Annotated in this window: 19 protein-coding genes, 1 tRNA gene and 1 pseudogene; 14 read left to right on the plus strand and 7 right to left on the minus strand. The window is 60.6% G+C overall.

All coding sequences use genetic code 11. The annotated features are described in order from the left end of the window. The first annotated feature begins 6 nt into the window (after positions 1-6). Positions 7-654, plus strand: coding sequence for a precorrin-8X methylmutase (locus NCN05_RS03190; protein ID WP_250397100.1), 648 nt, complete (start codon positions 7-9; stop codon positions 652-654). Here the strand turns inward: NCN05_RS03190 and tilS are convergent. After that, entirely contained in the window at positions 602-1,606 is a 1,005-nt protein-coding gene (tilS, locus tag NCN05_RS03195; RefSeq protein WP_250396959.1) for a tRNA lysidine(34) synthetase TilS, read from the minus strand. The two genes, NCN05_RS03190 and tilS, sit on opposite strands and share 53 nt — an antisense overlap. 35 nt (positions 1,607-1,641) lie before the next feature. Here tilS and NCN05_RS03200 point away from each other — a divergent pair, with 35 nt between their 5' ends. From NCN05_RS03200 to ribH, 3 genes are all read left to right on the plus strand, one after another. Next, positions 1,642-2,400 carry a DUF561 domain-containing protein gene (locus NCN05_RS03200; RefSeq protein WP_250396960.1) on the plus strand — a complete coding sequence of 253 codons (759 nt, stop codon included), beginning with the start codon at positions 1,642-1,644 and terminating at the stop codon, positions 2,398-2,400. Between the two features lie 113 nt (positions 2,401-2,513). Continuing rightward, the gene (gene psbZ, locus NCN05_RS03205; RefSeq protein ID WP_006850156.1) at positions 2,514-2,702 is read left to right on the plus strand and encodes a photosystem II reaction center protein PsbZ; all 189 of its coding nucleotides are present in this window, start codon (positions 2,514-2,516) and stop codon (positions 2,700-2,702) included. A gap of 63 nt (positions 2,703-2,765) precedes the next feature. Next, positions 2,766-3,248, plus strand: a complete 483-nt coding sequence (gene ribH / locus NCN05_RS03210) for a 6,7-dimethyl-8-ribityllumazine synthase (protein ID WP_115009674.1) — start codon at positions 2,766-2,768, stop codon at positions 3,246-3,248. 4 nt (positions 3,249-3,252) lie between these two features. Here the strand turns inward: ribH and mutS are convergent, their stop codons facing one another. Continuing rightward, complete coding sequence (gene mutS / locus NCN05_RS03215) at positions 3,253-5,958, minus strand: DNA mismatch repair protein MutS (protein ID WP_250396961.1); 2,706 nt, start codon at positions 5,956-5,958, stop codon at positions 3,253-3,255. A gap of 52 nt (positions 5,959-6,010) precedes the next feature. Further along, a complete protein-coding gene (locus NCN05_RS03220; RefSeq protein WP_115009672.1) occupies positions 6,011-6,466 on the minus strand; it encodes a GNAT family N-acetyltransferase in 456 nt (151 codons plus the stop codon). A gap of 71 nt (positions 6,467-6,537) precedes the next feature. Here NCN05_RS03220 and uvrB point away from each other — a divergent pair, with 71 nt between their 5' ends. The 8 genes and pseudogenes from uvrB to NCN05_RS03255 all read left to right on the plus strand — a co-directional run bounded on the left by uvrB (position 6,538) and on the right by NCN05_RS03255 (position 13,993). Next, positions 6,538-8,577, plus strand: a complete 2,040-nt coding sequence (gene uvrB, locus NCN05_RS03225) for an excinuclease ABC subunit UvrB (RefSeq protein ID WP_250396962.1) — start codon at positions 6,538-6,540, stop codon at positions 8,575-8,577. A 100-nt stretch (positions 8,578-8,677) separates the two neighbouring features. After that, positions 8,678-8,749 (plus strand) — tRNA-Gly (locus tag NCN05_RS03230). 256 nt (positions 8,750-9,005) lie between these two features. Beyond that, positions 9,006-10,355, plus strand: a complete 1,350-nt coding sequence (locus NCN05_RS03235) for a sugar transferase (RefSeq protein ID WP_250396963.1) — start codon at positions 9,006-9,008, stop codon at positions 10,353-10,355. A 109-nt stretch (positions 10,356-10,464) separates the two neighbouring features. Beyond that, a complete protein-coding gene (locus NCN05_RS03240; RefSeq protein WP_250396964.1) occupies positions 10,465-11,205 on the plus strand; it encodes a zinc metalloprotease in 741 nt (246 codons plus the stop codon). A 6-nt stretch (positions 11,206-11,211) separates the two neighbouring features. Continuing rightward, positions 11,212-11,286, plus strand: a pseudogene (locus tag NCN05_RS12580) (hypothetical protein); the annotation flags it as partial. A gap of 12 nt (positions 11,287-11,298) precedes the next feature. Then, positions 11,299-11,631 carry a calcium-binding protein gene (locus NCN05_RS03245; protein ID WP_250396965.1) on the plus strand — a complete coding sequence of 111 codons (333 nt, stop codon included), beginning with the start codon at positions 11,299-11,301 and terminating at the stop codon, positions 11,629-11,631. 137 nt (positions 11,632-11,768) lie between these two features. Then, positions 11,769-12,779, plus strand: a complete 1,011-nt coding sequence (locus NCN05_RS03250; RefSeq protein ID WP_250396966.1) for a hypothetical protein — start codon at positions 11,769-11,771, stop codon at positions 12,777-12,779. Next, positions 12,779-13,993, plus strand: coding sequence for a sulfatase-like hydrolase/transferase (locus NCN05_RS03255; protein WP_250396967.1), 1,215 nt, complete (start codon positions 12,779-12,781; stop codon positions 13,991-13,993). The genes NCN05_RS03250 and NCN05_RS03255 overlap by 1 nt, the downstream gene beginning before the upstream one ends. Here NCN05_RS03255 and NCN05_RS03260 read toward each other — a convergent pair. The 4 genes from NCN05_RS03260 to NCN05_RS03275 form a co-directional block, all read right to left on the minus strand. Next, positions 13,980-14,759: an NTP transferase domain-containing protein gene (locus NCN05_RS03260; RefSeq protein ID WP_250396968.1), complete on the minus strand. Its 780-nt coding sequence runs from the start codon at positions 14,757-14,759 to the stop codon at positions 13,980-13,982. The genes NCN05_RS03255 and NCN05_RS03260 overlap by 14 nt on opposite strands. Then, complete coding sequence (locus NCN05_RS03265) at positions 14,756-15,511, minus strand: hypothetical protein (RefSeq protein WP_250396969.1); 756 nt, start codon at positions 15,509-15,511, stop codon at positions 14,756-14,758. The genes NCN05_RS03260 and NCN05_RS03265 overlap by 4 nt, the downstream gene beginning before the upstream one ends. A gap of 146 nt (positions 15,512-15,657) precedes the next feature. After that, on the minus strand, positions 15,658-17,358 hold the full coding sequence (locus tag NCN05_RS03270; protein ID WP_250396970.1) for a hypothetical protein: 1,701 nt from the start codon (positions 17,356-17,358) through the stop codon (positions 15,658-15,660). Further along, positions 17,355-18,116 (minus strand): hypothetical protein, encoded by a 762-nt coding sequence (locus NCN05_RS03275; protein ID WP_250396971.1) that lies wholly within the window; start codon positions 18,114-18,116, stop codon positions 17,355-17,357. Before NCN05_RS03275 ends, NCN05_RS03270 begins: the two co-directional genes overlap by 4 nt. 439 nt (positions 18,117-18,555) lie before the next feature. On the opposite strand from NCN05_RS03275, the gene NCN05_RS03280 reads away from it, so the two are divergent. Together NCN05_RS03280 and NCN05_RS03285 are read left to right on the plus strand one after the other, a co-directional pair. Then, positions 18,556-20,391 carry a beta strand repeat-containing protein gene (locus tag NCN05_RS03280; protein WP_250396972.1) on the plus strand — a complete coding sequence of 612 codons (1,836 nt, stop codon included), beginning with the start codon at positions 18,556-18,558 and terminating at the stop codon, positions 20,389-20,391. A 50-nt stretch (positions 20,392-20,441) separates the two neighbouring features. Next, positions 20,442-22,433, plus strand: coding sequence for a 6-hydroxymethylpterin diphosphokinase MptE-like protein (locus tag NCN05_RS03285; protein ID WP_250396973.1), 1,992 nt, complete (start codon positions 20,442-20,444; stop codon positions 22,431-22,433). Positions 22,434-22,435: the final 2 nt, after the last annotated feature.

Consider the following 22,435-nt stretch of genomic DNA (forward strand, 5'->3'; position numbering starts at 1 on the left):
TTGATGATGGCGTGGATGGCCCAAAACCACCCGATCTTCATCGAAAGCATCCGGCGGATCCGGGCGGCACTGGGGGACACGGGCCTGCCGCCGCTGCAACAGCAGGTGCTGGAACGGCTGGTGCACAGCAGCGGCGATCTCTCGTTGGGAACACTGCTGCGGTTCAGCGAGGGAGCCTGTGAGCAGGGCTTGGCAGCGCTGAAGCAGGGGGCGCCGATCCTGACGGACACCGCGATGGCGGCGGCGGCGGTGGCCCCGATGGCCCAACGCACCCTCGGCAGTGCGGTGCACACGGTGCTGGAGTGGGCGCCTGAGGCAGCACCGGAGGGTTCAACGCGCACGGCGGCGGGCATGGAGCAGGCCTGGCGCTCACTTGCGGCGGCGTCACCGGCTCCGGTGGTGCTGATCGGCAGTGCGCCAACCGCCCTTGAGGTGCTGTTGCAGCAGGTGGCCGCCGGTGCTCCAGCCCCCAGCTTGGTGATCGGCATGCCGGTGGGTTTTGTGGGGGTGGCGGAAAGCAAGAAGAATCTGGCGGTCAGTGGCCTGGCCCAGATCCGTTTGGAGAGCAGCAGGGGTGGAGCGGGTCTGGTGGCCGCGGCGGTTAACGCTCTGCTGCGCGCTGCTGCAGCGCCAGCTCCGCCCCTTTCCAGCTGAGTTGCCAGCCCCCGGCAAGATCGGCCGCACCGCCGGGGGCACCGCTTTCAAGTCGCCGGCTGAGTTCGTCCAGTTGGCTGGACGGCAGGGCTGGCACCCCCTGCTGCTGCAGCCACTGCGCCAGTAGCAGGCGGCGTGTGGCTGGGCTCAACGCCCCCAGGCCGCGGCGGTCCAGGCCCGCAGCGGTTTGCAGAACCCCTAGTGCCATCTGGCTGAGTTCCGTCTGACTGTCCCGCACCTGGGACACCCGTTCGGCCAGATCGCTCATCCTTTGGGTGCTGCCTGGATGCAACGCCTCCAGCACAGGCAGCACCTCCTGGCGGATCCGGTTGCGGCTGAACTCCGGGGATTGGTTGCTGGGGTCCTCCCAGATCGGCAGGGCGAGGTCTTGGCAGATCTGGAGGGTGTCACGGCGCTGCAGGTGCAGCAGCGGCCGGCGCAGGAGGGGCCCTTCAGGGCTGAGGGGGCGGATGCTGGGCAGGGCCGCCATGCCGGCCATGTCGCTGCCGCGGGCCAGCTGCAGCAGCATCGTTTCGGCCCGGTCGCTGGCGGTGTGGCCCGTCACCACATCGGCGTCCGCTTGGCGGCCCCGTTGGGCCAGCCGTTCGTAACGCCACTGCCGGGCCTTGGCTTCGCTCGGCACCTTTCCCGGCGCTGCCTGGTCCACCTGCAGTGGGAGCTGCCGCTGCTGGCACCAGCTGCTCAGTTCCGCGGCGATTCGGCTGGAGTTGTCGTGCCAGCGGTGATCGCCATGCCACAGGCTCAGGCTCCAGCCATGCAAGGGCGCCAGATCCTGCAGCAACGCCAACAGGGCTATGGAGTCCTGTCCGCCGGACACCGCCAGCAGCAGAGAGCTGCCCTGGGGCAGCAGCTGTGGCTGCATCAGCAGGCGCCGGTGCAGGCGGTCATGCCAGGACGTCCAGCCCAAAAAGGAGGGGTGCGTTTCCCCCACGGTGTGAGAATCAGGGCATTGCTGTCCAGTCCCCCATGACCCGTCTTCAGCACCTGCCCGTTTCTCTGCAGCGCAGCTTTGAGCAGCGCACTGCGCTCAAGGTGATCGCTGGCTTGATGAATTTCGATGCCGCCAGTGTGGAGCGGGTCGCCCGTGCCGCTGGGCGTGGCGGTGCTGATCTAATCGACGTGGCCTGCGATCCTGCCCTGGTGCGTCTGGCGATCGAGGCCTCCGGTGGCGTGCCGGTGTGCGTGTCGTCAGTGGAGCCTGAGCAGTTCCCCGCGGCGGTGGAAGCCGGTGCGCTGATGGTGGAGATCGGCAACTACGACGCCTTCTATCCCCAGGGCCGGATCTTTGATGCGGCTGAAGTGCTGGAGCTCACCCGCCGCACCCGCCAACTGCTGCCCAGCGTGGTGTTGAGCGTCACCGTGCCCCACGTGTTGCCGATGGATGAGCAGGAGCAGCTGGCCATCGATCTGGTGGCGGCCGGAGCTGATCTGATCCAAACCGAGGGCGGCACCAGTGCCAAGCCCTTCAGTGCTGGTCACCTGGGCCTGATTGAGAAGGCTGCCCCCACCCTGGCGGCCGCCCACAGCATCAGCCGCGCCGTCGATGTGCCCGTTCTCTGTGCTTCGGGTCTGTCGGCGGTCACGCTGCCGATGGCCATCGCTGCCGGTGCAGCCGGCGTGGGCGTCGGTTCTGCCGTGAACCGCCTGCAGGATGAGCTGGCGATGGTGGCGGTGGTGCGTGGTCTGCGTGATGCCCTCGGCAGCGCTGTCGCGACCCGCGTCTGAACCTGAATCTGCGCTGAGCGGAGGCCTCTTCCCCTTCATGGTGTGAAGAGTGCTCCGCTCGCTCGCGGGAGCAACACCTCTCGTGTGAAAATCGACTCCTGACTTCCAGCTCCATGCAGTTCATCAACACGCTGACCGTTCTGGCCCTGGTGGTGGCATCGTTTGCCTTGATCGTTGCGGTCCCTGTGCTGTATGCCTCCAGTGAGGACAGCGGCCGCTCCAACCGTCTGATCCTGCTGGGCAGTGCTGTGTGGGTGGCGCTGGTGCTGCTGAACTGGGGTGTGAGCTTCTTCGTCGTCTGAGCTCAGCCTCAGGCAGAACCTGGCGGGTGCCACGATGGCTGAGATTCAGTCGGCACCTTCCCAATGGCCACGTTTGAAGGACGTTTCTCTGACGCAGCCGGGCTGCGCGTCGGTATCGTCGTGGCCCGTTTCAATGATCTGGTCACCGCCAAGCTGCTGAGCGGTTGTCTCGACTGCCTCAAGCGCCATGGCGTGGATGTGTCGGAGACCAGCTCCCAGCTGGACGTGGCCTGGGTGCCGGGGTCGTTTGAGCTGCCGATCGTGGCCCAGCAGATGGCCCGCTCCGGTCAGTACCAGGTGCTGATCACCCTCGGGGCGGTGATCCGCGGCGACACGCCCCATTTCGATGTGGTGGTGGCGGAGGCCAGCAAGGGCGTTGCAGCGGTGGCGCGCGACACCTCCGTGCCGGTGATCTTCGGCGTGTTGACCACCGACACGATGCAGCAGGCGCTGGAGCGGGCCGGCATCAAGAGCAATCTCGGCTGGAGCTACGGCCTGGAAGCCCTGGAGATGGGCAGCTTGATGCGGGCCTTGCCATCGGCTTGATGCTTCAGGCCGCCAACTGATCCAGCACCTGACGGGCCCGTTGCACCACGGGCTTGGGAACGCCGGCCAGGCGTGCCGCTTCGATGCCGTAGCTGCGGCTGGCGCCGCCGGCCTGCACCTGATGGAGGAACACCAGATCCTCACCGGTTTCCTCCACCAGCACCTGGAAGTTGGCCACGTTGTCGCGCTCGGCGGCCAGATTGTTGAGCTCGTGATAGTGGGTGGCGAACACCGTGCGGCTGCCCAGGTCGCCGGCCAGGTGCTCGCTCACGGCCCAGGCGATCGAGAGGCCATCGAAGGTGGCGGTGCCCCGCCCGATCTCATCGAGCAGCACCAGGGAACGCTCGCTGGCGTGGTGCAGGATGTTGGCGGTCTCGGCCATCTCCACCATGAAGGTGGACTGACCGGCGGCCAGATCATCCACGGCACCCACCCGGGTGAAGATCCGATCGGCGATGCCGACCGTGGCGGATCGGGCCGGAACCCAGCTGCCGATCTGCGCCATCAGCTGGATCAGGCCGATCTGGCGTAGATAGCAGCTCTTGCCACTGGCGTTGGGGCCCGTGAGCACCACCAGATCGGTGCCCTCACCCAGCTGCACATCATTCGGGGTGAAGGCAGTTTCCACCAGCCGTTGCTCCACCACCGGATGGCGGCTGGCCTCCAGCTGCAGCCCCCGACTGTCGGTGATGTTCGGGGCGCAGTAGCCACCGCTGGCGGCCACATCGGCCAGGCCGGTGAGGGCATCGAGGGCAGCAACGGCTCGGGCCGCTTGGCGGATCGGGGCGGCCATGGCCCCCACCTGCTCACGCAGCTGGCAGAACAGCTCGTATTCCCGCTGGCAGGCTCGGGCCCGCAGCTGGAAGATGCGGCCCTCCCGCTCCTTGAGATCGGGGGTGATGAAGCGTTCCTCGTTGGCCAGGGTCTGGCGCCGGATCCAGTGGTCCGGCACGGCGGTGGCCTTGGCTTTGCTCACCGCCAAGAAATAGCCGAAGGTGCGGTGGTGCTGCAGTTTCAGCGTGCTGATGCCACTGCGTTGGCGCTCCTGCTGCTCCTGGTGGCTGAGCCAGGCGTCCTGATCGTCCAGCTGGTTGCGCAGCCCATCCAGCAGCGGGTCGACGCCGTCATGGATCAGCTCGCCCTCGGAGAGGGAGAGCGGTGGGGCCTCCACCAGCTTGTGGCGAATCGTCCGGGCCAGCTCGGCCAGTGCTGGATCGGGGCTGAGCAGCTGCTGCAACCACTCCGGCCCCGAGTTGATCGCAGAGTCCAGCCGAGCGGTGAGATGGGGCAACCGTTCCAGGCCATCGGCGATGGCCACCAGATCGCGGGCACCGGCATGGCCCGCTCCGGCCCGGCCGGCCAGCCGTTCCAGGTCGCCCATCGGCCGCAGCAGTTGGCGGATGGCCAGCCGCAGGCTGCGTTCATCCACCAGGCTGCTCACCAGATCCTGGCGCTGCTGAATGGCCTGGCGGTCCATTAATGGTGCTTCGAGCCAGCGGCGCAGGCAACGGCCGCCCATCGCGGTGAGGGTGCGATCGATGGCCCAGAGCAATGACCCCTGCAACTGGTTGTCCCGCTGGGTGGCGGTGAGCTCGAGGTTGCGGCGGGTCTGGGCATCCAGCACCAGGGCATCGCCGCGATGCACGATCGCCGGCACCTCCAGGGGAATGTGGCTCTCCTCCTCTAGGGGCTGGGTGTCCTGCAGGTAGCGCATTAGGCCGCCGAGGGCCTGCAGGGCCAGGGGGTGCTCCGGCAGGCCGAGGCCATCGAGGCTGCTGAGGCCGTAGTGCTGCTGCAGGGTGCGCTCCGCCTCCGCTGGGCTGAAGGGGGTGCTGGCCATCGGCGTGAGCCGTAACCGTTCCGGGCACCAGGCCGGCCGCTCAGCATCGAGGGCGGCGGCCCAGAGCAGTTCGGAGGCCTCCTGCAGGGCCAGCTGCTGGTGCAGAGCGCTGCTCTCCTCCCGTTGCATCACCTGCACTTCGCCGGTGCTCACATCGGCGCTGGCCAGGCCCCAGCGCAGCGGTTGTTTTCCCTGGGCCGGCTCCACCACCACCGCCGCCAGCCAGTTGTTGCGGCGGGCGCTGAGCATCCCCTCCTCCAGCACCGTGCCGGGGGTCAGCACCCGGGTGATGTCCCGCTTCAGTAGGGCACCCTTGGTGGGGGTGGTTTCGAGTTGATCGCAGAGGGCCACGCTGTAGCCCTGCTTGATCAGTTCGGCGCAGTAGCGCTCAGCGGCGTGGTGGGGGATGCCCGCCATCGGCACCCGGCCGATCGCCTTGCCGCCCTCCTTGCCGGTGAGGGTGAGCTCCAGCACCCGGGAGAGTTCGATCGCGTCTTCGAAGAAGCATTCAAAGAAGTCGCCCAGGCGGTAGAGCAGCACCCGTTCGGGATGGGCGGCCTTGAGCTCCACGTAGTGGCGCAGCATCGGTGTGAGCTGCAGCGGGTCCAGCTGGCTGTGGTGGGCCCAGGCCGGTTCGTCGCTGCTGGGTTCGGAATCATTTGCAGCCGGAGCTTTGCTGCTGCCCTCGCTTGCCGTGGCCTGGCGTGTTCGGGGCCGGGCGGCGGCATCGGCCCCCAGTTCGTCGTCGCTGAGGTCGTGGCTGGCGGCCTCAGGCTCGCTGTTTGGTGCAGTCGGTGCGGCCGGCTCCGGCGCCCCGAACAGATTGCCCTGCAGGGCGTCGTCAGGGGACTGGGACGCGGACCGGGGCATCGGCTGATCTGACGGATCCGGATCGTACCGGGCCTGACTGGATTGAGATGCTTCAGCGGCGCAGCACCATCAGCTGCTGGGGGTTCGCATCCTGGAAGCCCAGTTGCCGGTAGAAACCGGCACTCTTGGTGGTCATCAGATACACCCGTTCCACGCCCACCACCGGTGGGGTGTGCAGCAGTTCTTCGATCACCCGGCGGCCGAGGCCGTGGCCCTGCAGATCGCCGGCCACCACGATGTCCCAGAGCACGGCCCGGCTGAAGCCATCGGAGGTGGCCCGGCCGAAGCCCACCAGCCGTTTGCCGCGCCAGAGGCTCACCACGGCATCGCTACCGGCCAGCAACCGCCGCAGCTGAGCAAAGCTGCGGCCGCGGGCCCAGAAGGCGTGGCGATCGAACAGCCGTTGCAGTTTGAGCAGCGCCCGGCTGGGGCGCAGATCCGGCCCGAGGCCCAGCCAACGCAGGCCGGGGGCACCGGGGGCATGGTGAACCAGCCGGATCGGGGTCACGGGTCGGGGAGCCGCAGCACTTCATCTTGCTCCCCGGCGATAATTGACGGCCGCCGTCTGGCCCCGCACCCATGCCCGCCTACGACCTCACGGCTCCGTATTCGCCGAAGGGCGACCAGCCGACGGCGATCAAGCAGCTGGTGAAGGGCGTCAACAGCGGTGAGCGCTATCAGACGCTGCTGGGGGCGACGGGCACGGGCAAGACGTTCACGATGGCCAACGTGATCGCCCAGACCGGCCGGCCGGCGCTGGTGCTGGCCCACAACAAAACGCTGGCGGCCCAGCTCTGCAACGAGCTGCGCGAGTTCTTCCCGGAGAACGCCGTTGAGTACTTCATCTCCTACTACGACTACTACCAGCCGGAGGCCTACGTACCGGTCAGCGACACCTACATCGCCAAGACGGCGTCGATCAACGAGGAGATCGACATGCTGCGCCACTCGGCGACCCGTTCCTTGTTTGAACGGCGCGACGTGATCGTGGTGGCCTCGATCAGCTGCATCTACGGCCTGGGCATTCCGAGCGAATACCTCAAGGCGGCGGTGAAGTTCGAGGTGGGCGAGACCCTCAACATCCGCAGCCAGCTGCGGGAGCTGGTGAACAACCAGTACAGCCGCAACGACACCGAAATCGCCCGCGGCCGTTTCCGGATTAAGGGGGATGTGCTGGAGATCGGCCCGGCCTATGAAGACCGGTTGGTGCGGATTGAGCTGTTCGGCGACGAGGTGGAGGCGATCCGTTACGTCGACCCCACCACCGGCGAGATCCTGCAGAGCATGGACGCGGTGAACATCTACCCGGCCAAGCACTTCGTCACCCCCAAAGACCGGCTGGATTCCGCCATCAGCGCCATCCGCTCAGAGCTGCGGGAGCGGCTGGATGTGCTCAACGGCGAAGGCAAGCTGCTGGAAGCCCAGCGGCTGGAGCAGCGCACCAAGTACGACCTGGAGATGCTGGGGCAGGTGGGCTACTGCAACGGGGTGGAGAACTACGCCCGCCATCTGGCCGGCCGCGAAGAGGGCACGCCGCCGGAGTGCCTGATCGATTACTTCCCGGACGACTGGCTGCTGATCGTGGATGAGAGCCACGTCACCTGTTCGCAGCTGCAGGCGATGTACAACGGCGACCAGGCCCGCAAGAAGGTGCTGATCGAGCACGGTTTCCGCCTGCCCAGTGCCGCGGACAACCGGCCGTTGAAGGGGGCCGAGTTCTGGGAGAAGGCACGCCAAACCGTGTTTGTTTCAGCCACCCCGGGGGACTGGGAGATGGAGGTGAGCGGCGGCGAGGTGGCTGAGCAGGTGATCCGCCCCACCGGGGTGCTCGATCCGATGGTGGAGGTGCGGCCCACCAATGGCCAGGTGGACGATCTGCTGGGTGAGATCCGCGATCGGGCAGCCAAGAACCAGCGGGTGCTGGTCACCACCCTCACCAAGCGGATGGCGGAAGACCTCACCGACTACCTGGCGGAGAACGAGGTGCGGGTGCGCTACCTCCACTCGGAGATCCACTCGATCGAGCGGATCGAGATCATCCAGGATTTGCGCCTTGGGGAATACGACGTGCTGGTGGGGGTGAACCTGCTGCGGGAAGGTCTGGACCTGCCGGAGGTGAGCTTGGTGGCGATCCTCGATGCCGACAAGGAAGGCTTCCTGCGGGCTGAGCGCTCCCTGATTCAGACCATTGGCCGGGCTGCACGCCACGTTGAGGGGGTGGCGCTGCTCTATGCCGACAACATGACCGACTCGATGGCCAAGGCCATCTCCGAAACCGAGCGGCGCCGGGCGATCCAGCAGACCTACAACGAGAAGAACGGCGTGGTGCCCACTGCCGCGGGCAAGAAGGCCAGCAACTCGATCCTCAGCTTCCTGGAGCTAAGCCGCAAGCTCAAGCAGGACGGGCCCGATGCCGATCTTGTTGAGGTGGTGGGCAAGGCCGCCCAGGCCCTGGAGAACGATCACGATGCTGGCTTGGCGCTGGAGGCGCTGCCGGAATTGATCGATCAGCTCGAGGCCAAGATGAAGGAGGCGGCCAAGAAGCTCGACTTCGAGGAAGCCGCCAACCTGCGGGATCGGGTGAAGCAGCTGCGCCAAAAGATGGCGGGGTCGCACTGATCCGCGACTCAAAGAAGCATCAATCAGATTTGAATTGACCAAGGGCACCTCTGTGGTGCATCATCATCATGTCGCTGAGATCACTTCCAGCGGACACCTTGCGGATGTAGCTCAGTGGTAGAGCATCTCCTTGCCAAGGAGAGGGTCGAGAGTTCGAATCTCTTCATCCGCTTAATTGATAATTATTGAACAAATATTCGCGCTCAATTTTACTGCGCGCTTTGTTCGACTGATTTTTTGGTGTTGATTCGTGCGTCAACCACGCTGATTCGATTTGTTTGCATTAATTTGTTACCCAAGCTTTTGGCAAAATCAAATATTTGTCGATGTTCGCCCATGTGACAGTCTCTGCACCTGTGCAGAGTCTTCTGTTTGAGACTGATGTCTGGTTTTGAAGGAGGATGTGGTGATGTTGGTTTGCAGTCGACATGCATGATCCGCGCTCGCTGATCATTCGAGCGTTGCTGCTCGATGGCGCTGGTCAGCTGTTGATTCTTGGTTTCATTCTCTGGGTGCCGCCGTTGATCGGTTGGTCGATCGGTGGGAGCAATTTGGAGGGACAGGGCAGCTGGCTGTTGTTCTCGTTGCTGCTTTACCCCTTCTTGGGCTGGTTGTTCGGCAGTTATACGGTGTTGCGCTGGCGGCGCCTCACTCTGCCGGTGCTGTTTCAGCGGCTTGGGATCACAGCGGTGGTGAGCGTGATGGTGGTGGCTGTTGTCCGCTGGTTGATCAATCCTGACGATTCCGTATGGCTGGTGTATCGAAGCGTTCAATTGTTTTGGATGCTTGCACTCACCGGTTGGGCCCTATTGGTGCGTCTGGCACTGCGGAGAGGTCTTCTGTTGCCTGAGAGTCCAAGGCTGTTGTTGCTGGCCCAACAGAACGAGATCCCTACCGTGCTCGCGGCCTGGCAGCGCGTTCCTCACCGACAGCGTTTGTCCCCTGTGGATGCTTTGCGTCTGCGAGGCCGACTGGAGCGGCCGGAACAACCTCTGCTGGTGGCTGTGAGTTCGGAGATGCGCCGTGATTCAAGCCATTGCTCGCTGCTGGAGAGCCTCGAGATGAGGGATCCACGGGTCGTGCGCAGTGTGTCGGTGCTGAGATTGTTTGAACAGCAGCAGGAACGTTTGCCACCCGTGTTCATGGGGGATATTTCTTTTACTTATGAAGACCTCCCCTGGGCATCCACCTTCAGTGTTCAGGCCCAGCTCAAGCGCCTGGCAGACCTGGTGGTGGCGGCCCTGTTGCTGTTGATCACGGCGCCGTTCATGGCTGCGGCGGCCTTGCTGATCTGGATCGAGGATCGTGGACCCGTTTTTTACGCTCAGCAACGCAGCGGCTGGCTAGGGCGCCCGTTCACCGTGCTGAAGCTCCGCACCATGACGGTGCAGCCGGCCGATGCCCCAGCGGAATGGACGCAGGTTGGTGATCAGCGCATCACGGCTGTTGGAGCTGTGCTCCGCCGGGTGCGCTTGGATGAATTGCCGCAGCTGCTGAGTGTGCTCACTGGCGAGATGAGCCTCATTGGTCCGCGGCCAGAGCGCCCGGAACTCGAGCAGCAACTGGAGCAAAGCATTCCGCACTACCGCAAGCGTCACTGGATGCGTCCAGGCTTGAGCGGTTGGGCTCAGGTGTGTGCGCCCTACGCCAGCAGCATCGAGGATTCAGACCTCAAGCTCTCCTACGACCTTTACTACCTGCGGCACTTCAGCACCTGGCTTGATCTGGTAATCCTGTTTCGCACAATCAAGACGGTGCTCAAGGCCGGAGGCCGCTGAGCATCCTTCATCCCTCTGTCATCAGTCATGGCTTGAAGAGGATTCAGACACATTTTGGCCATGCGATTTCGGTACGTTAATTACATAATTCTTTCCGGCTTGGTCTGCCATGTGCCTGCTTTGTGATCAAGCAAGCGGACGGCAGTTTCAGGCCGGTGAGGGATCTGATGGTCGGGCGCTCTATGGGCTTTCGATTGCTCCGGCTGAATTGCTTGACAACGGCAGTGTGGCGGTGACGCGCCGCGCGACGCATACCGACGGCGTTCTCGACTATTACCTGCACAGCCCGGGTGGTGCAGTGACGGTGTCCGGGGGTGGATTCGGCGAGCAGACCATCCAAGCGCTGTCGATGTCTGGCGCAGATCAGGCCTATTTCAACGCCATGGTGCGTCGGCTCGACAGCATCATTGACTTGGATTTCCGCCAGGTGGGTGGTGCGGCCGCGGCGGATGTGGGGCTCTACTACGACAGCGAAATTGAGTTGGGTGGCGGCAGCAACTTGATCGGCCTCGCCACAAACGATCCAAATGGTGGCTGGGAGTTGTTTGTGAATTACCCCAAGGTCGAAAGCGACGAGGCCTACAGCCGTTACGTGTTGATCCATGAGTTTGGCCATTCTCTTGGTCTTGAGCACCCCTTCGAGGCGGGCGATGGCGATGCGGTCAATGGCATCACCGACCCCTGGCTGAGCGCCTATTCGGAAGACACGGTGATGGCCTATCGGAATCCATTCAGTGGCTCCTGGCCGGACTTCTTTACCGACAACGACATCAACGCCCTGATCGAGGCGTGGGGTGCGGAAACCAGGCTGTTTGGCGATGCGCGGGATCTCATCACCGGAGCTGCATAACGCGACATTCTCCTCGGTGCTGGCGGTGACGATGAATTAAGAGGCTGGAAAGGCGCTGATCGTGTTGAAGGCGGTCTAGGTAATGACCAGGTGATGGGTGGTGATGGGGCTGATGATTTGCTGGGTGGTGCTCGTGATGACTCCATCTTTGGTGGTTATGGGCATGACACGATTACCGGTGGAAGCGGAAATGATCGTATTCGTGGCGGTTTCGGGAGAGATCTGTTTGTTTGGTCATCGGGCTTTGATCTGATTGAAGATTTTCGATTATCAGAAAATGACCGCATTGGTCTCCAATCTGGGATTGGCTACGAACTGCATCAGCAGGGTGATGATCTCCAGTTGATTTCCTCCCTGGGCGTTACCACGCTCTTGAATGTTGACTTAGGTGGCTTTTCGGCTATTGATCACATAGTCGCGCTTTGATCTTGATTTTTTGGCGTGATGAATTCTCTGGTGCTCCCTTCTGTTCAGTGTTTCACTGTTATCGGAGTTGAAAGCATCATTGGCATGGTTTCTCAAAGGTTTTCCGGCTGCATTGTTGTGCGCATTGGAATAAAGGGATGACCTTGCGTCTCCAGCTCCATGTAGGCCATGGCAAAACCGGTAGTTCGTATCTGCAGAGCTGGCTGGCTGCCAATGCCGCCGTGCTGTTGAACAAGCATCAGCTGCTGTATCCGCAGGTCTGCCCGCTGACGCGCGTCCGCGACTGCCGCGCGGAGCAGAGTCAATTCAGCATGGGCAATGGGTTTGTGCTCAACCCGGTGCTGGAGGACGGGGTGAACTGGCGTCGTCAGCAGCGTTGGTGGCGGCGGCTGTGCCGGCAACAGTCCCTGCAGCCGCAGCAGCTGGCATCGCTGGTGTTCAGCCATGAGCCCTGGGCGCGCCAATTGCCATCGCAATGGCCGCAGCTGATGCAGCTGGTGGCGTTGATGGAGGTGCAGGCCCTGGATTGCTGGTTGCTGGTGCGCGATCCCCTCGAACATGCCCTCTCCGTGTACGGACAGATGGTGAAACGCCATGGCTTTTCTGGCTCAGTGGAGGACTGGCTCGGCGTCTACGACTTCCCTGACGTGTTGATGCGTTTTCTGGATGCCGTTGAGGCCTCAAGCCATGCGGTGTGTCTGCGGGTGGATCACTACGGATCCAGGCGTCAGGAGCTGTTGCAATGCCTGAAGCAATGGTTGGTGCTTCCCGCCGATGGCGACTGGAAGGCGATCAGCGAAGACCGGGTGAATCGCTCACTGACTGCCGCGGAACTGACCCTGATGCGTTGGTTGAACGCCCGTGACCCTGACTTGGCCTTGCGCACGGGTGAGCATCTGATTCAGCGCCTGCCGCAGTTGCGTGGTGCTGTGCAGCCACCGTCCGCGCCGGTGATCGAACGCTTTGTGCAGAGATGGCAGGGCACGGTGGATCGGCTCAATCAACGCCTGCCATCCCATGCGCGGCTCCACTTGCCGAGGCCGGAGGAGCATGGCTTGCCTGGCGACGATGTACTTGCTGACCCTGCCCTGACCTTGACACGGGAGCAGCTTGACTGTCTGTTGGATGCAGCCCAGGGGGTGCGGTGATGACGGAGCGCAGCGGTCCCAGCAATTGGTTGCTGATCAGCGTCGATCAATGGCGGGGTGACTGGTTGCACCAGCCCTGGTTGCAGCTGCCGCACCTCCAGCGCATGGCCCGTGAGGGCTGGGACGTCAGGCGTTGCTACACCTCGAGCCCCCAGTGCATTCCGGCGCGGGCCAGTTGGCTGACGGGGCTGACGCCGGGGCAATTGGGCGTGACCGCCAACGCGCACTACACCGTGCCTGCGGATGCTCCTTCGTTTGTGCGTGACCTGCGCGATCAGCACGGTTTTCACACGGTGCTGGTGGGCAAAACCCACTGGACGCCCCACACCAAAGGCGTTGATCTGCGCGACAACCTCCCTTTGATGCGGGAGCTGGGGTTTGAGCATGTGCGCGAAATTGCCGGGCCGCGGGCTCTGGCGGAGGTGTCATGCGAGTTGACGGATCGATGGCAGGAGGCCGGCGTGATGGAGGCCTATTGCGCTGATCTGCTGGATCGCTACCAAGACGGTTGCGCCCACACGGTGCGTCCCTCGGTGCTGCCGGATGCGCTCTATCCCGATCTGTGGCTGACCGGCGTGGCCCTCGAGGAGTTGGCCCGTATGCCGCAGGATCGACCGTGGTTGCTGTGGGTCAATTTCCCCGGCCCGCATGAGCCCTTTGATGTGCCAGCCAGCTGGCGCGGACACCACGGTGCGATTCCTGCGCCGGAGCCTCGCCCGCAGGATGCACAGGAGCTTCAGCGCTGCGCTCCCGAAGGATCCGAGCTGGCGCGCAAGTTGCAACGCTGGCCCGATGGCCTGCCCGCAGAAGCGCTGCAGGCGCTGCGATCGGACTACGCCGATCACCTGCATCTGTTGGATGCCCAGATTGGAACGTTGTTGAAGGCGATGGCCGACCGCAGCGACGGAGCCCAGACGGCGGTCAGCGTCTGCAGTGACCACGGTGAATTGCTGGGGGATTGGGGCCTGTTGCTCAAGGGCTGCTTCCTCGAGGGAGCTATGCGCAGCCTGTTCCTGCACCGCCCCCCCGGTGGACGCTCCTGGCCGCGGCGTCTGTGGCAACCCAAGGGGCGGTCGCATGGGTTGACTCAATGCCTGTGGGATGCCGCAGCGGCCGTGACCTGGCCGCAGGAGGGAAGTTTCGGCTGGCGCTTGCGCCGTCAGGATCCGGAGGTGTTGGTGGAGTTCGCCGCTGAAACGCTCACGCTGCGTTGAGCGGTTGCCGGTTGCTGTCGATCAGGGTCTGGAGGTCGAGCTGGAAGGTTTGGCAGAGCTCGGCGGGTGTGCCGTAGAGCTTCACGCCTTGCACCCGTGGCAGAGCGATCTGCTCGCCAGCCTCCAGCGCCGCTTGCAGCATGGGAGCGATGTAATGCTCGCCATTCATGGTGGCACCGTTGTTCAGCTGCTGATGGGCTCGGTCCAGAAACTGCGCGGCTGACAGGAAGCCGTAGAGACCGATGGAGGCGAGATTGGAGATGCGCCGCTTTTCGGCGATGGCGATTGCTCGCAGAGGATTCTGCGGATCCGGTTGCCCGAAGGACCAGTGCTCTCCTTCCGCTTCAAACACCGGCATGCTGGCGAGCCCGTCCACCTGCCCCAGGGCCGGAGACCAGTGGAATCCGGTGTCGCAGTTGTGGATCAACAGGCTGAAATCCCTGCACTGCGGTTGTTCCTGCAGCAGGGCGTCCACAGCCGCTGCGCTGGTGGCCAGCTGGCCGGGCAGCAGTTGATCCAGCTCCAACCAGTGCAGGCGGAGCTGGGGATAGCTGTGCGCCAGACGCGCGCTGATGGCCTCCTGGATGCCGTGGCGCCGTTGCACCGCCAGCATCAGATGATCACCATCTTCGAAGGCAAAGCTGGTGAGCGTGTGCTCCAGCAGGGTCTGTCCCTGCACCTGAATCAGAGGCTTGGGCGCTTTGATGCCGGCTTTGGCAAACCGGCTCCCCTCGCCGGCGGCGGGGATCAGCACAAGACGGCTCATCGGTGATGCGGAAATGTTTGTAGGTAGCTCAGAAAGGAGGGGTGGCCGTGCTCCACGGTTAGAAATCCCTGATGTGGTGCGGCTGGTTTGAGCACTGGAAAGTGCTGCAGCACGGTGAGGGTGACTGCTGTTTCTAGGGGGCTGACGAAGCCGTCATTGGGGAGCGCCTGCTGGCGCAGGTGTGCGACCTGCTTCGGGCTCAGCACGAAACAGCCTGAATGGGGGTTGTCGGTGATGTTGAAACTGATTTCATCGCCTTGTGGATCGAAACGTCCTCGCACCGCATTGGCTTGGGGGGTGCAGAAATGACCAATGAACTCAGGGCGAAGTGGGCCATCTACCAGCAGCCGAGCCTGAGGGCCGGAGGCAATGGGTTCGAAGCGATGGGGCATCAGCACCAGTTGCTCGTCTGTTCGACTCAAAAACCAGTGCTGCTTATCGAGAAACAAAGGATCGACGATCACCAGATCGTCTTCTAGGTAGAGCGTGAGATCGGCTATGGGCTCCTGCTGAATCAACCAGTTGCGAGTGGCCAGTGGCAAATGACGTGGGTTCTCCAGCTGCACGTCATGCACCTGTATGCGGCTGCCATAGAGGGCCAGCACATCCTCCAATCGGTGTTCGCCGTCGGTGAATACATGCAGATCAATTTCAATGCAATCGAGGCGTTGCAGAACATCGCGAGGATTGCTCCAGTGGTCGATGCGTTGCCCCCCGATGTTGAGTAGGGCATCGCTTGGCGATCGACGCAAACCAAGCAAGCTGCCGAGGCAACGGCTCAGGGCAAGGCATCGAGTAAGCCTATGGCCAGGACGGCCGCTGCCATATCCACTCCCACCCTCCGTTTCGCGGAAGAAATGCGGGATCCCGATTCTTACTTTGATGGTGGTTTTTGCTGTCATCGCAGCACCGCGTTGAACTGGCCATCAAGGATCATCAGGCCAATGGCGATAAAGGCCAGGCATCGCCCCCCATCCTCGCTATGGAGCGGCAGCATCGAGAAGAACAAGCTGCTGGTGAGCCAGCGTTCCTCTTCTGGCACCAGATCGTGCAACAAGCCCGAGCTGTGCATCGCTTGCTGGACTTCGTCGTAGTGAGCCGGCACATCTAGTTGGAGGCGCAGATGTCCAGGGCTGAGCTTTTCCAGATCGAACAGATCATTCACCACCACGTCGTAGAGGTAGCGGCCTGAATGCAGCAGTTTGATCTGGTCATATCGCGGATCGCCGAAGCCAATGGGCCATGGCGCGTCATCTGGTTGTTCTCCCCGGGGGTCGATCAAGCGAATGGAGCCGCTTTGGGGTTCGGCAAGGATGTTGTTGAAGCAAAGATCACCGTGGATGCGCTGAAGTTGGCGTGATGCCTCCAGGCTGGGGAGGTGCTTCAGCAATGCGCTGGCGGCAGCGGCGGGGGCCGGCAGCTTCAGGGTGTGGGTGGCATCGCCATGGCGTGCGCTGAGGTCCAGCGTCCAGGTCCGGGTCCACCAGTCAGACCAGAGGCTTCCATCCGCCAACACGGGTGGTTGGCGCTGCAGTTGCTCCAGCCGCTGCTCCAGTTTGCGGCTGTAAAGCCAATTCACGGTCACGGCCGGCGGCGTCGTGATGGCGGGGGCTTCCGCCAGGACGGTGCGCACACGGCTGAGGCGTTGCATCAACTGACGCCAGCTGTTGGGCCCGATCTGCCAGTGCAGAAACAGTTCCGCGAGGCTGGGGAAGGGGATGTATTCCAGTTCAAGCTGCCCCGGTTGATGGCCAAGGCAAGCCGGGAAAAAGCGCTTTAGGGGCTGCGGCAGCGCCTCGAAATAGGCCGCCTCCTGGGCCAGCCGCGTGGCGTCCTGCGAGCGCTTGCGGATCAGGTCGTCGCTGGCGCAGTAGCTCACGCTGTTGAATCCGCGACTGGTGAGCCGGCTGAGCCGGCGGCGACTGGCGGTGGCCCGGTGACCCAGATCCAGCCACGGCAGCCGTTCCAGGCGGGTGTCGCCCTGCTTCCAGAGGGCTTCAGCGATGGAGAGCAGATCCAGATCGCTGCTGGGTGCCCAGCTCGGTTGTTGCTGGCGCTCTGCCAGCAGCTGGCGCAGGCGTGCGGTGGGAGCGCTGATCAGGCCGGTGAAGGGATGGCTGTCAGGTTCGTGATCCGTTTTCAGCTGCTGCTTCGGGTGGAACTGTGGTGTATCAGTGTCGAGGGCACTGACGGCCGACCAGTTCTCCCGTGGCAGCGCTTGCTCCCCCAGTCCGATCCAGCAGCCCTGCGGTAGTGAGGTGGGCGGCAGGGTGGTGATCGGTTGCACCAGCACCTGCTCGGTGGTGATCGAGGCTAAGGCAGCCTCCAGGCTGGCCACCACACTGGGCTGGGCGGGGATGGCCAGCCATTGCCATTGCTGGCGCTCCCGCATCGGCCTCGCCTGGGGAGGGTCGGCATCGACCACCACCATCAAGGCGATGATCGCTGGCGCGTTGTGCAGGCGTTCGCGGATGTGATCCAACGCGTAACCACTGCCATCGGGAAGCTCCGCCGGGCTGCGGCTCAGCAGGGGGCTGGGTCCCAGGGTTTTGCCTGCCAGGCTGCCACCGGCGAGCACCAACGCAGTGGTGGAGGTCACAGGCAGGTGTTTCGGTCGCTGTAGAGGAAGCCTCGCAGGCTGCGGCAATCTCGGAAGGGAATGCCGTTGAAGTTGAGAAAGCGGGCGAAGCTCACTTCAGAGGCAAAACGCGGGTGGCCTTGAAACAGGCGGTGATAGGTGGTGTTGGGGCCTGGTTTGAACTGAGCCAGGGCCGTGGCCAAACCATCACCGCCCTTGAGCAAAACCTGGCGCCAGGCTTCGGTGGTCTCGGGCTGGCCGATCAGTTCCACAGGCCAGTTCATGCCGTACCACTTGAGGGCCTCGTCGGAGGCCAGCACCTGCGCCAGGTTGATCGGCCAGTAGTGCTGTTCGCGATCATCGAACCAGCCTTCCAGGCTCTGGAAGAACCCCTGGAACAGCATCATCCAATCGCGCGGTCCGCCAAACACCTTGTCGGAGGCACCGACCAGCCCAGCCTCGGGCTGTTGTGTCTGCTGGATCACATCCTTAATAAGGCGTTGAGGGTGCACATAGAAGTAGTCACTGCGCAGCTTCAACAGATGGCTGTAGCGCCGCCCGCGCCGTTGCTCAGCGGTTTGCACCAGCTGCAGCGCCAGGTGGAGCTTGTGCCACTGCTTCATTGAGCCCACGGGGAAGCGCTGATCATGTTGTGCTTCGGCGGGCAGCTGATCCACGATCAGGATTTGATCAGATCGGGTCAGTCGCTGCGCGGAGTCGGCATAGGCGGCAGTGGTGACGATGAACAGGTCGGCTTCCTTGTTCAGGCGCTGCAGCAAGGCTTGGCTACGGCTGAGACAGCGCAACTCTCCCGTGAGTAGCAGCGCGCAGTTGTGTTTGCGCCAGCGAGGCCGGACTGATGATTGTTGTTGCTGCAGAGAGCTGGGTTCTTGTTGGTTTTGCAGGCGAGCCTGAATTAGAGGTGGGTCGTCAAGGGGGGGGGTGCCCGTTACGAGCGGGTGATCTGCCGAAGCACTAAGCAACACCCAGCTTGCCTGGTGTCTTGTTGGCTGGGATGGGGGCACGGCAACACCAGGGCTAGCGTGCAACTGCGTAACAGGGCTTTTCCAAAACACCAAGCGTTTGCTATAAGACAAAAACAATTACGTTTGTATGCTGATATTTGGCTTCGAGCCAGTTAGTCAACTGCCTTGCGTTCATTGACGTGTTGGTGATGTTTCGATAGACATGGGCCGCACGTTCAAGGTTTTTTAACCAGTGGTTGCTTCCCTTCCTTCGCAAACCATTACCGGAACCTCCGCCGCCGATACCCGGACATCCACGCCCGGAACCAACGCGCTGGTTGAGACTCTCGCAGCTGCCGACTCCATCACGCTGAGTAATGGTGGTGACTACGCACTGTCAGGTGATGGAAATGACTCCATCGTCGTTGGTGGTACCGCCTCGATCAGTCTTGACAACAGTGTTATTGGTGGCTCCGGTAACGACACGATTCGCGTCACATCTGCGACTACGACCGTAGTAGACGTTGGGGCTCGACTTGAAGCTAATCAGGGCAACGACTCGATCGCCCTTGGCGCTGCTGGTCAGAGCTACATCCTTAGCGACGCTTTCATCGGCGGTGGTTTGGGCAACGACACCGTCATCGTTTCTTCTGCTGTTTCTCAGTCTGTCTCCTCCAGCATCAAGGGCGGTGACAACGCAGACAGCATTACCCTCCAAACCGGTTTCGGCATTCTCTCGAATACCTACATCTCCGGTAACAAGGGCGCTGACACCATGGTGGTGGCTGCCACTTCCGCCAACGGAAGTTCCGTTGTTGGCGGCGCTGGTCATGACTCCATCACCATCGACACTGGTGCAGTTGCTGGCGTCATCAACGGTGGTGCAGGTAATGACACCATCACCCTTCTGACAGGCGCCAACGCAGCCACCATTGCTGGCGGCGGCCTTGCCGACACCATCGCCATTGCATCTGCTGGTCTTAACGGCACCGTCATTTACGGTGACGCCTACGGATTCACTGGGTCTAAGGGTTCCGGAACAGGTGGTACCGCTGACGGTGCTGACCAGATCGGTACCTCTGCGGTGCAACTCAACTCCGGAACCTCTGTTTATGGCGCCGGCGGTAACGACACCATCGAATTCCTGGGAGCAGCGGCTGTTACCGGCGGCACTGTCATCCTCAATGGTGGTCAGGGCGCTGACTCCATCAACCTGCAAAGCAGTTTGAATACTGGTGGTGCTTCCTTGTTCGGTGGCGATGGTGCTGACACCCTCAGCCTTGCTACCGCTGGCAAAGTGGCTCTTTACGGTGGTGCTGGACAAGACAGCCTGTTTGTTGGTGCTAACTCAGCTCTGACCATCAACGGTGGTGCTGGTGTTGACACCATTCTGTTCACCAACGGTGCTTCAGCTAACACCATTGACGGTGGAAACCACGGCGACAACATCTATGTCGGCGCTTCAATTTCTGCTGGCACAGCTCTGGCGGTATTCAATGGCGTTGGTACCCTGAACGGCGGTGCTGGTGCTGACACCATTGCAGCTCTCGGATTTGGCTCTGCTGGCTCTATCACAGGTGGTGCTGGCAACGACAGCATCGTTATGGGAACTGCTGCAACACTGGCTTGGACTGCCAATGGCACCATCAACGGTGGCGCTGGAGTTGACACCATTATTCTTCAGGGTTCTGCTGGAGCAGGTCTCTCTGCAACCAGTGGTCTTGCAACTGGTATTGCAAGCATCGCTTATGCAGCTGGTGACGTCATCAGAATTGACTTCACTGCAGGTGGTACTCAGGCTGTGGGTGGCACTGTCAACATTGGCGCAAGTGCAACCAATGGTTTGACTGGTATCACCGTTTCTGCAGCAGCCAATGGCGGTCTCTACGCCTGGAGTGATGGAACCGATACTTACTTCGGCTTCAACTCCCAGTCTACTGACGCTGGTCAAATCGTCTCCTTCCGTGTTACTGGTGCTGACTTGATCAATACCACTGGTATTGATCAGAATGTGGCAGCTAACACTTCTAACGTGAGCTTCTCTCTGGGTGGTTCTACTACCACAGGTCTCACCATCACACTGATCTGATCCCTGAGTTCATTCTCTTGTAAATTAAGGGCCTTCGGGCCCTTTTTTTTATGGCTGCTGTGCTGAGCCACGATGCTATGCAATTGCTTGCAGTGAATCAGCAGGCAGCCAAAGCATCAATGGGTAAACGCTATGAGCAACTAGATTGGGATGTTATTGAATCTCGACGTGACAACTGTCAAATAAAAGAGTCTGAAAGTCCATGGAAAGTTTCACCTGAAAACTTTTTGAAGTTACCGGCATTAATGCCGAAGTCAGACAAGATTGCCAATATCTATGCAGAGATGAATAAGGGATTGATTTTGGGCGGTGAAATTGAGCAGTATCTTGATGTTCATGCCAAAGATCCTCATCTTCTTCAGCCATTGTTAGAGATGAGGCAAGTTGTTTCTGATTTGGGATTTGATCCTAATAATGACATAACGACTAGTGAAGGATTACGGCCTTATTTTTTGATAGCGCTTGGAACCGGGGATGGGTCGACGCTCCAATCGCTAGTTAATTATTTCAAGCCTTATCATCTTGTAATTGCAGTTACTGATTGGCAAGATTTTGCTACCAGTTTTTGGAAAATTAACTGGCAACAGTTATCTCATCTTCAAGAGAATGAATGGGGTGGCAAGATTACTGTAGGATGTTATCGTGAAAGTAATCAGTTGCTTTCTTTGCTTGTCAATGAATGTCATGCTGGCGTTGACCATGCAGTAGTATATGTTCCACCTGAAGGTGGATGTTCACCAAAGGCTAAAATCCTACGCGATCAAATTACAAGTAGTACTTTAAGTAGTACTGTCAATTATTTGGGTTATACAGTTGACGAGCATAATATGGTGTGGAACACATGGCAGGCATTGTCACGACAGCCCCGAATATATCGTAAGCCTCAATTGCCGTTAGGTGAACGTATGGTGGTTTGTGGAAGTGGTCCTAGTCTAGATGAAAGCCTTGAAAAATTACGTGAATTAAGTCGTACTCATTGGGTCGTATCTTGTGGGTCTAATTTTCGTACATTGAAGGCAAATAATATCCGCGTTGACTTTTTAGTACATATGGAGCGTTCAGATGATACTTATCATGATATGAAAGAGGTAGTTGATGTATATGGTGCAGACAACACCCGTTTGATTGTGTCTTCAACGTGCCATTGGCAGATGGCTGAAATGTTTGTTGATAACATGACCTTTTTTAGGCCAGCCTTAACTCCGCTCTCTATTTTTTCAAATAGTCCGAACGAAGTTTTGAATTTTGAGGGGCCTGAAGGTGTTAATGCAGGGGTTGGCCTGGCAGCTGCTTTGGGTATGAAGGAACTTTCGTTGATTGGCGTTGATTTGGGTTCAAGGTCCTTGGATAAGGTCAGAAGTCAGCAAGCTATTGGAGCTTCTCCGAGAGTTTTGGATATTGAATGTGAAGCCAACTTTGGCGGTGTTGCATATACATCACAACCGCTGCAGGATGTTCGTAACAGTTTAGAGGCGTGCTTTCATACGTACCCCGATGTCGAAGTGTTTAACCTAAGTGATGGTATCACTATTAAAGGCACTAAGACGTGCAGGATTGAAGATAGAGTCAAAGCTGTTTCTGATAAGCCTGATTTGCATAGCTTTGAAGATACAAAATTGGGTGAGTGGTGGTTAACATCTATGCAATACACTCCCAGACGTTTTTTGTCATCATGGGCCAGTCGTCGACCTCGTGCAGAGTCTGCAAAATTGATTAATTCACTTAGGCAGTTGCTTGAATCGGAGCAAGATTGGAATCCTTTTGTTATTAAGAAAATGACAGATCTTTTAAGCCTAGACGTTCCCCTGTCGGCTCAGTTCCCTCGACGTGTTTTGCGAAGTACATTTCACAAGCTAGTTTTTGCAGCTAATCGACAGCTCATTGTTATGGCATCTGATCCTGAAAAAGCAAAATTATTTGAACAATCTGCTCGTAAGATTATGTCTGATTTGCTTGAGCCATGTGAAAGAGAGCTGTACGCCTTGTGTGATGCGGTCGAAGCTCTTCCTGTTCAGATGGCGTGCGACGATAGGAGGGCTTGATA

The organism is Synechococcus sp. MU1651 (genome assembly GCF_023630635.1).
Classification (GTDB): Bacteria; Cyanobacteriota; Cyanobacteriia; order PCC-6307; family Cyanobiaceae; genus Parasynechococcus.

What these genes read in the sequence shown, in the direction of transcription:
- NCN05_RS03190 (WP_250397100.1), top strand. Translation starts at nt 7, where the DNA reads ATGGCGTGGATGGCCCAAAACCACCCGATCTTCATCGAAAGCATCCGG.
- NCN05_RS03200 (WP_250396960.1), top strand. Translation starts at nt 1,642, where the DNA reads ATGACCCGTCTTCAGCACCTGCCCGTTTCTCTGCAGCGCAGCTTTGAG.
- psbZ (WP_006850156.1), top strand. Translation starts at nt 2,514, where the DNA reads ATGCAGTTCATCAACACGCTGACCGTTCTGGCCCTGGTGGTGGCATCG.
- ribH (WP_115009674.1), top strand. Translation starts at nt 2,766, where the DNA reads ATGGCCACGTTTGAAGGACGTTTCTCTGACGCAGCCGGGCTGCGCGTC.
- mutS (WP_250396961.1), bottom strand. Translation starts at nt 5,958, where the DNA reads ATGCCCCGGTCCGCGTCCCAGTCCCCTGACGACGCCCTGCAGGGCAAT.
- uvrB (WP_250396962.1), top strand. Translation starts at nt 6,538, where the DNA reads ATGCCCGCCTACGACCTCACGGCTCCGTATTCGCCGAAGGGCGACCAG.
- NCN05_RS03235 (WP_250396963.1), top strand. Translation starts at nt 9,006, where the DNA reads ATGCATGATCCGCGCTCGCTGATCATTCGAGCGTTGCTGCTCGATGGC.
- NCN05_RS03240 (WP_250396964.1), top strand. Translation starts at nt 10,465, where the DNA reads ATGTGCCTGCTTTGTGATCAAGCAAGCGGACGGCAGTTTCAGGCCGGT.
- NCN05_RS03245 (WP_250396965.1), top strand. Translation starts at nt 11,299, where the DNA reads ATGGGTGGTGATGGGGCTGATGATTTGCTGGGTGGTGCTCGTGATGAC.
- NCN05_RS03250 (WP_250396966.1), top strand. Translation starts at nt 11,769, where the DNA reads ATGACCTTGCGTCTCCAGCTCCATGTAGGCCATGGCAAAACCGGTAGT.
- NCN05_RS03255 (WP_250396967.1), top strand. Translation starts at nt 12,779, where the DNA reads ATGACGGAGCGCAGCGGTCCCAGCAATTGGTTGCTGATCAGCGTCGAT.
- NCN05_RS03260 (WP_250396968.1), bottom strand. Translation starts at nt 14,759, where the DNA reads ATGAGCCGTCTTGTGCTGATCCCCGCCGCCGGCGAGGGGAGCCGGTTT.
- NCN05_RS03285 (WP_250396973.1), top strand. Translation starts at nt 20,442, where the DNA reads ATGGCTGCTGTGCTGAGCCACGATGCTATGCAATTGCTTGCAGTGAAT.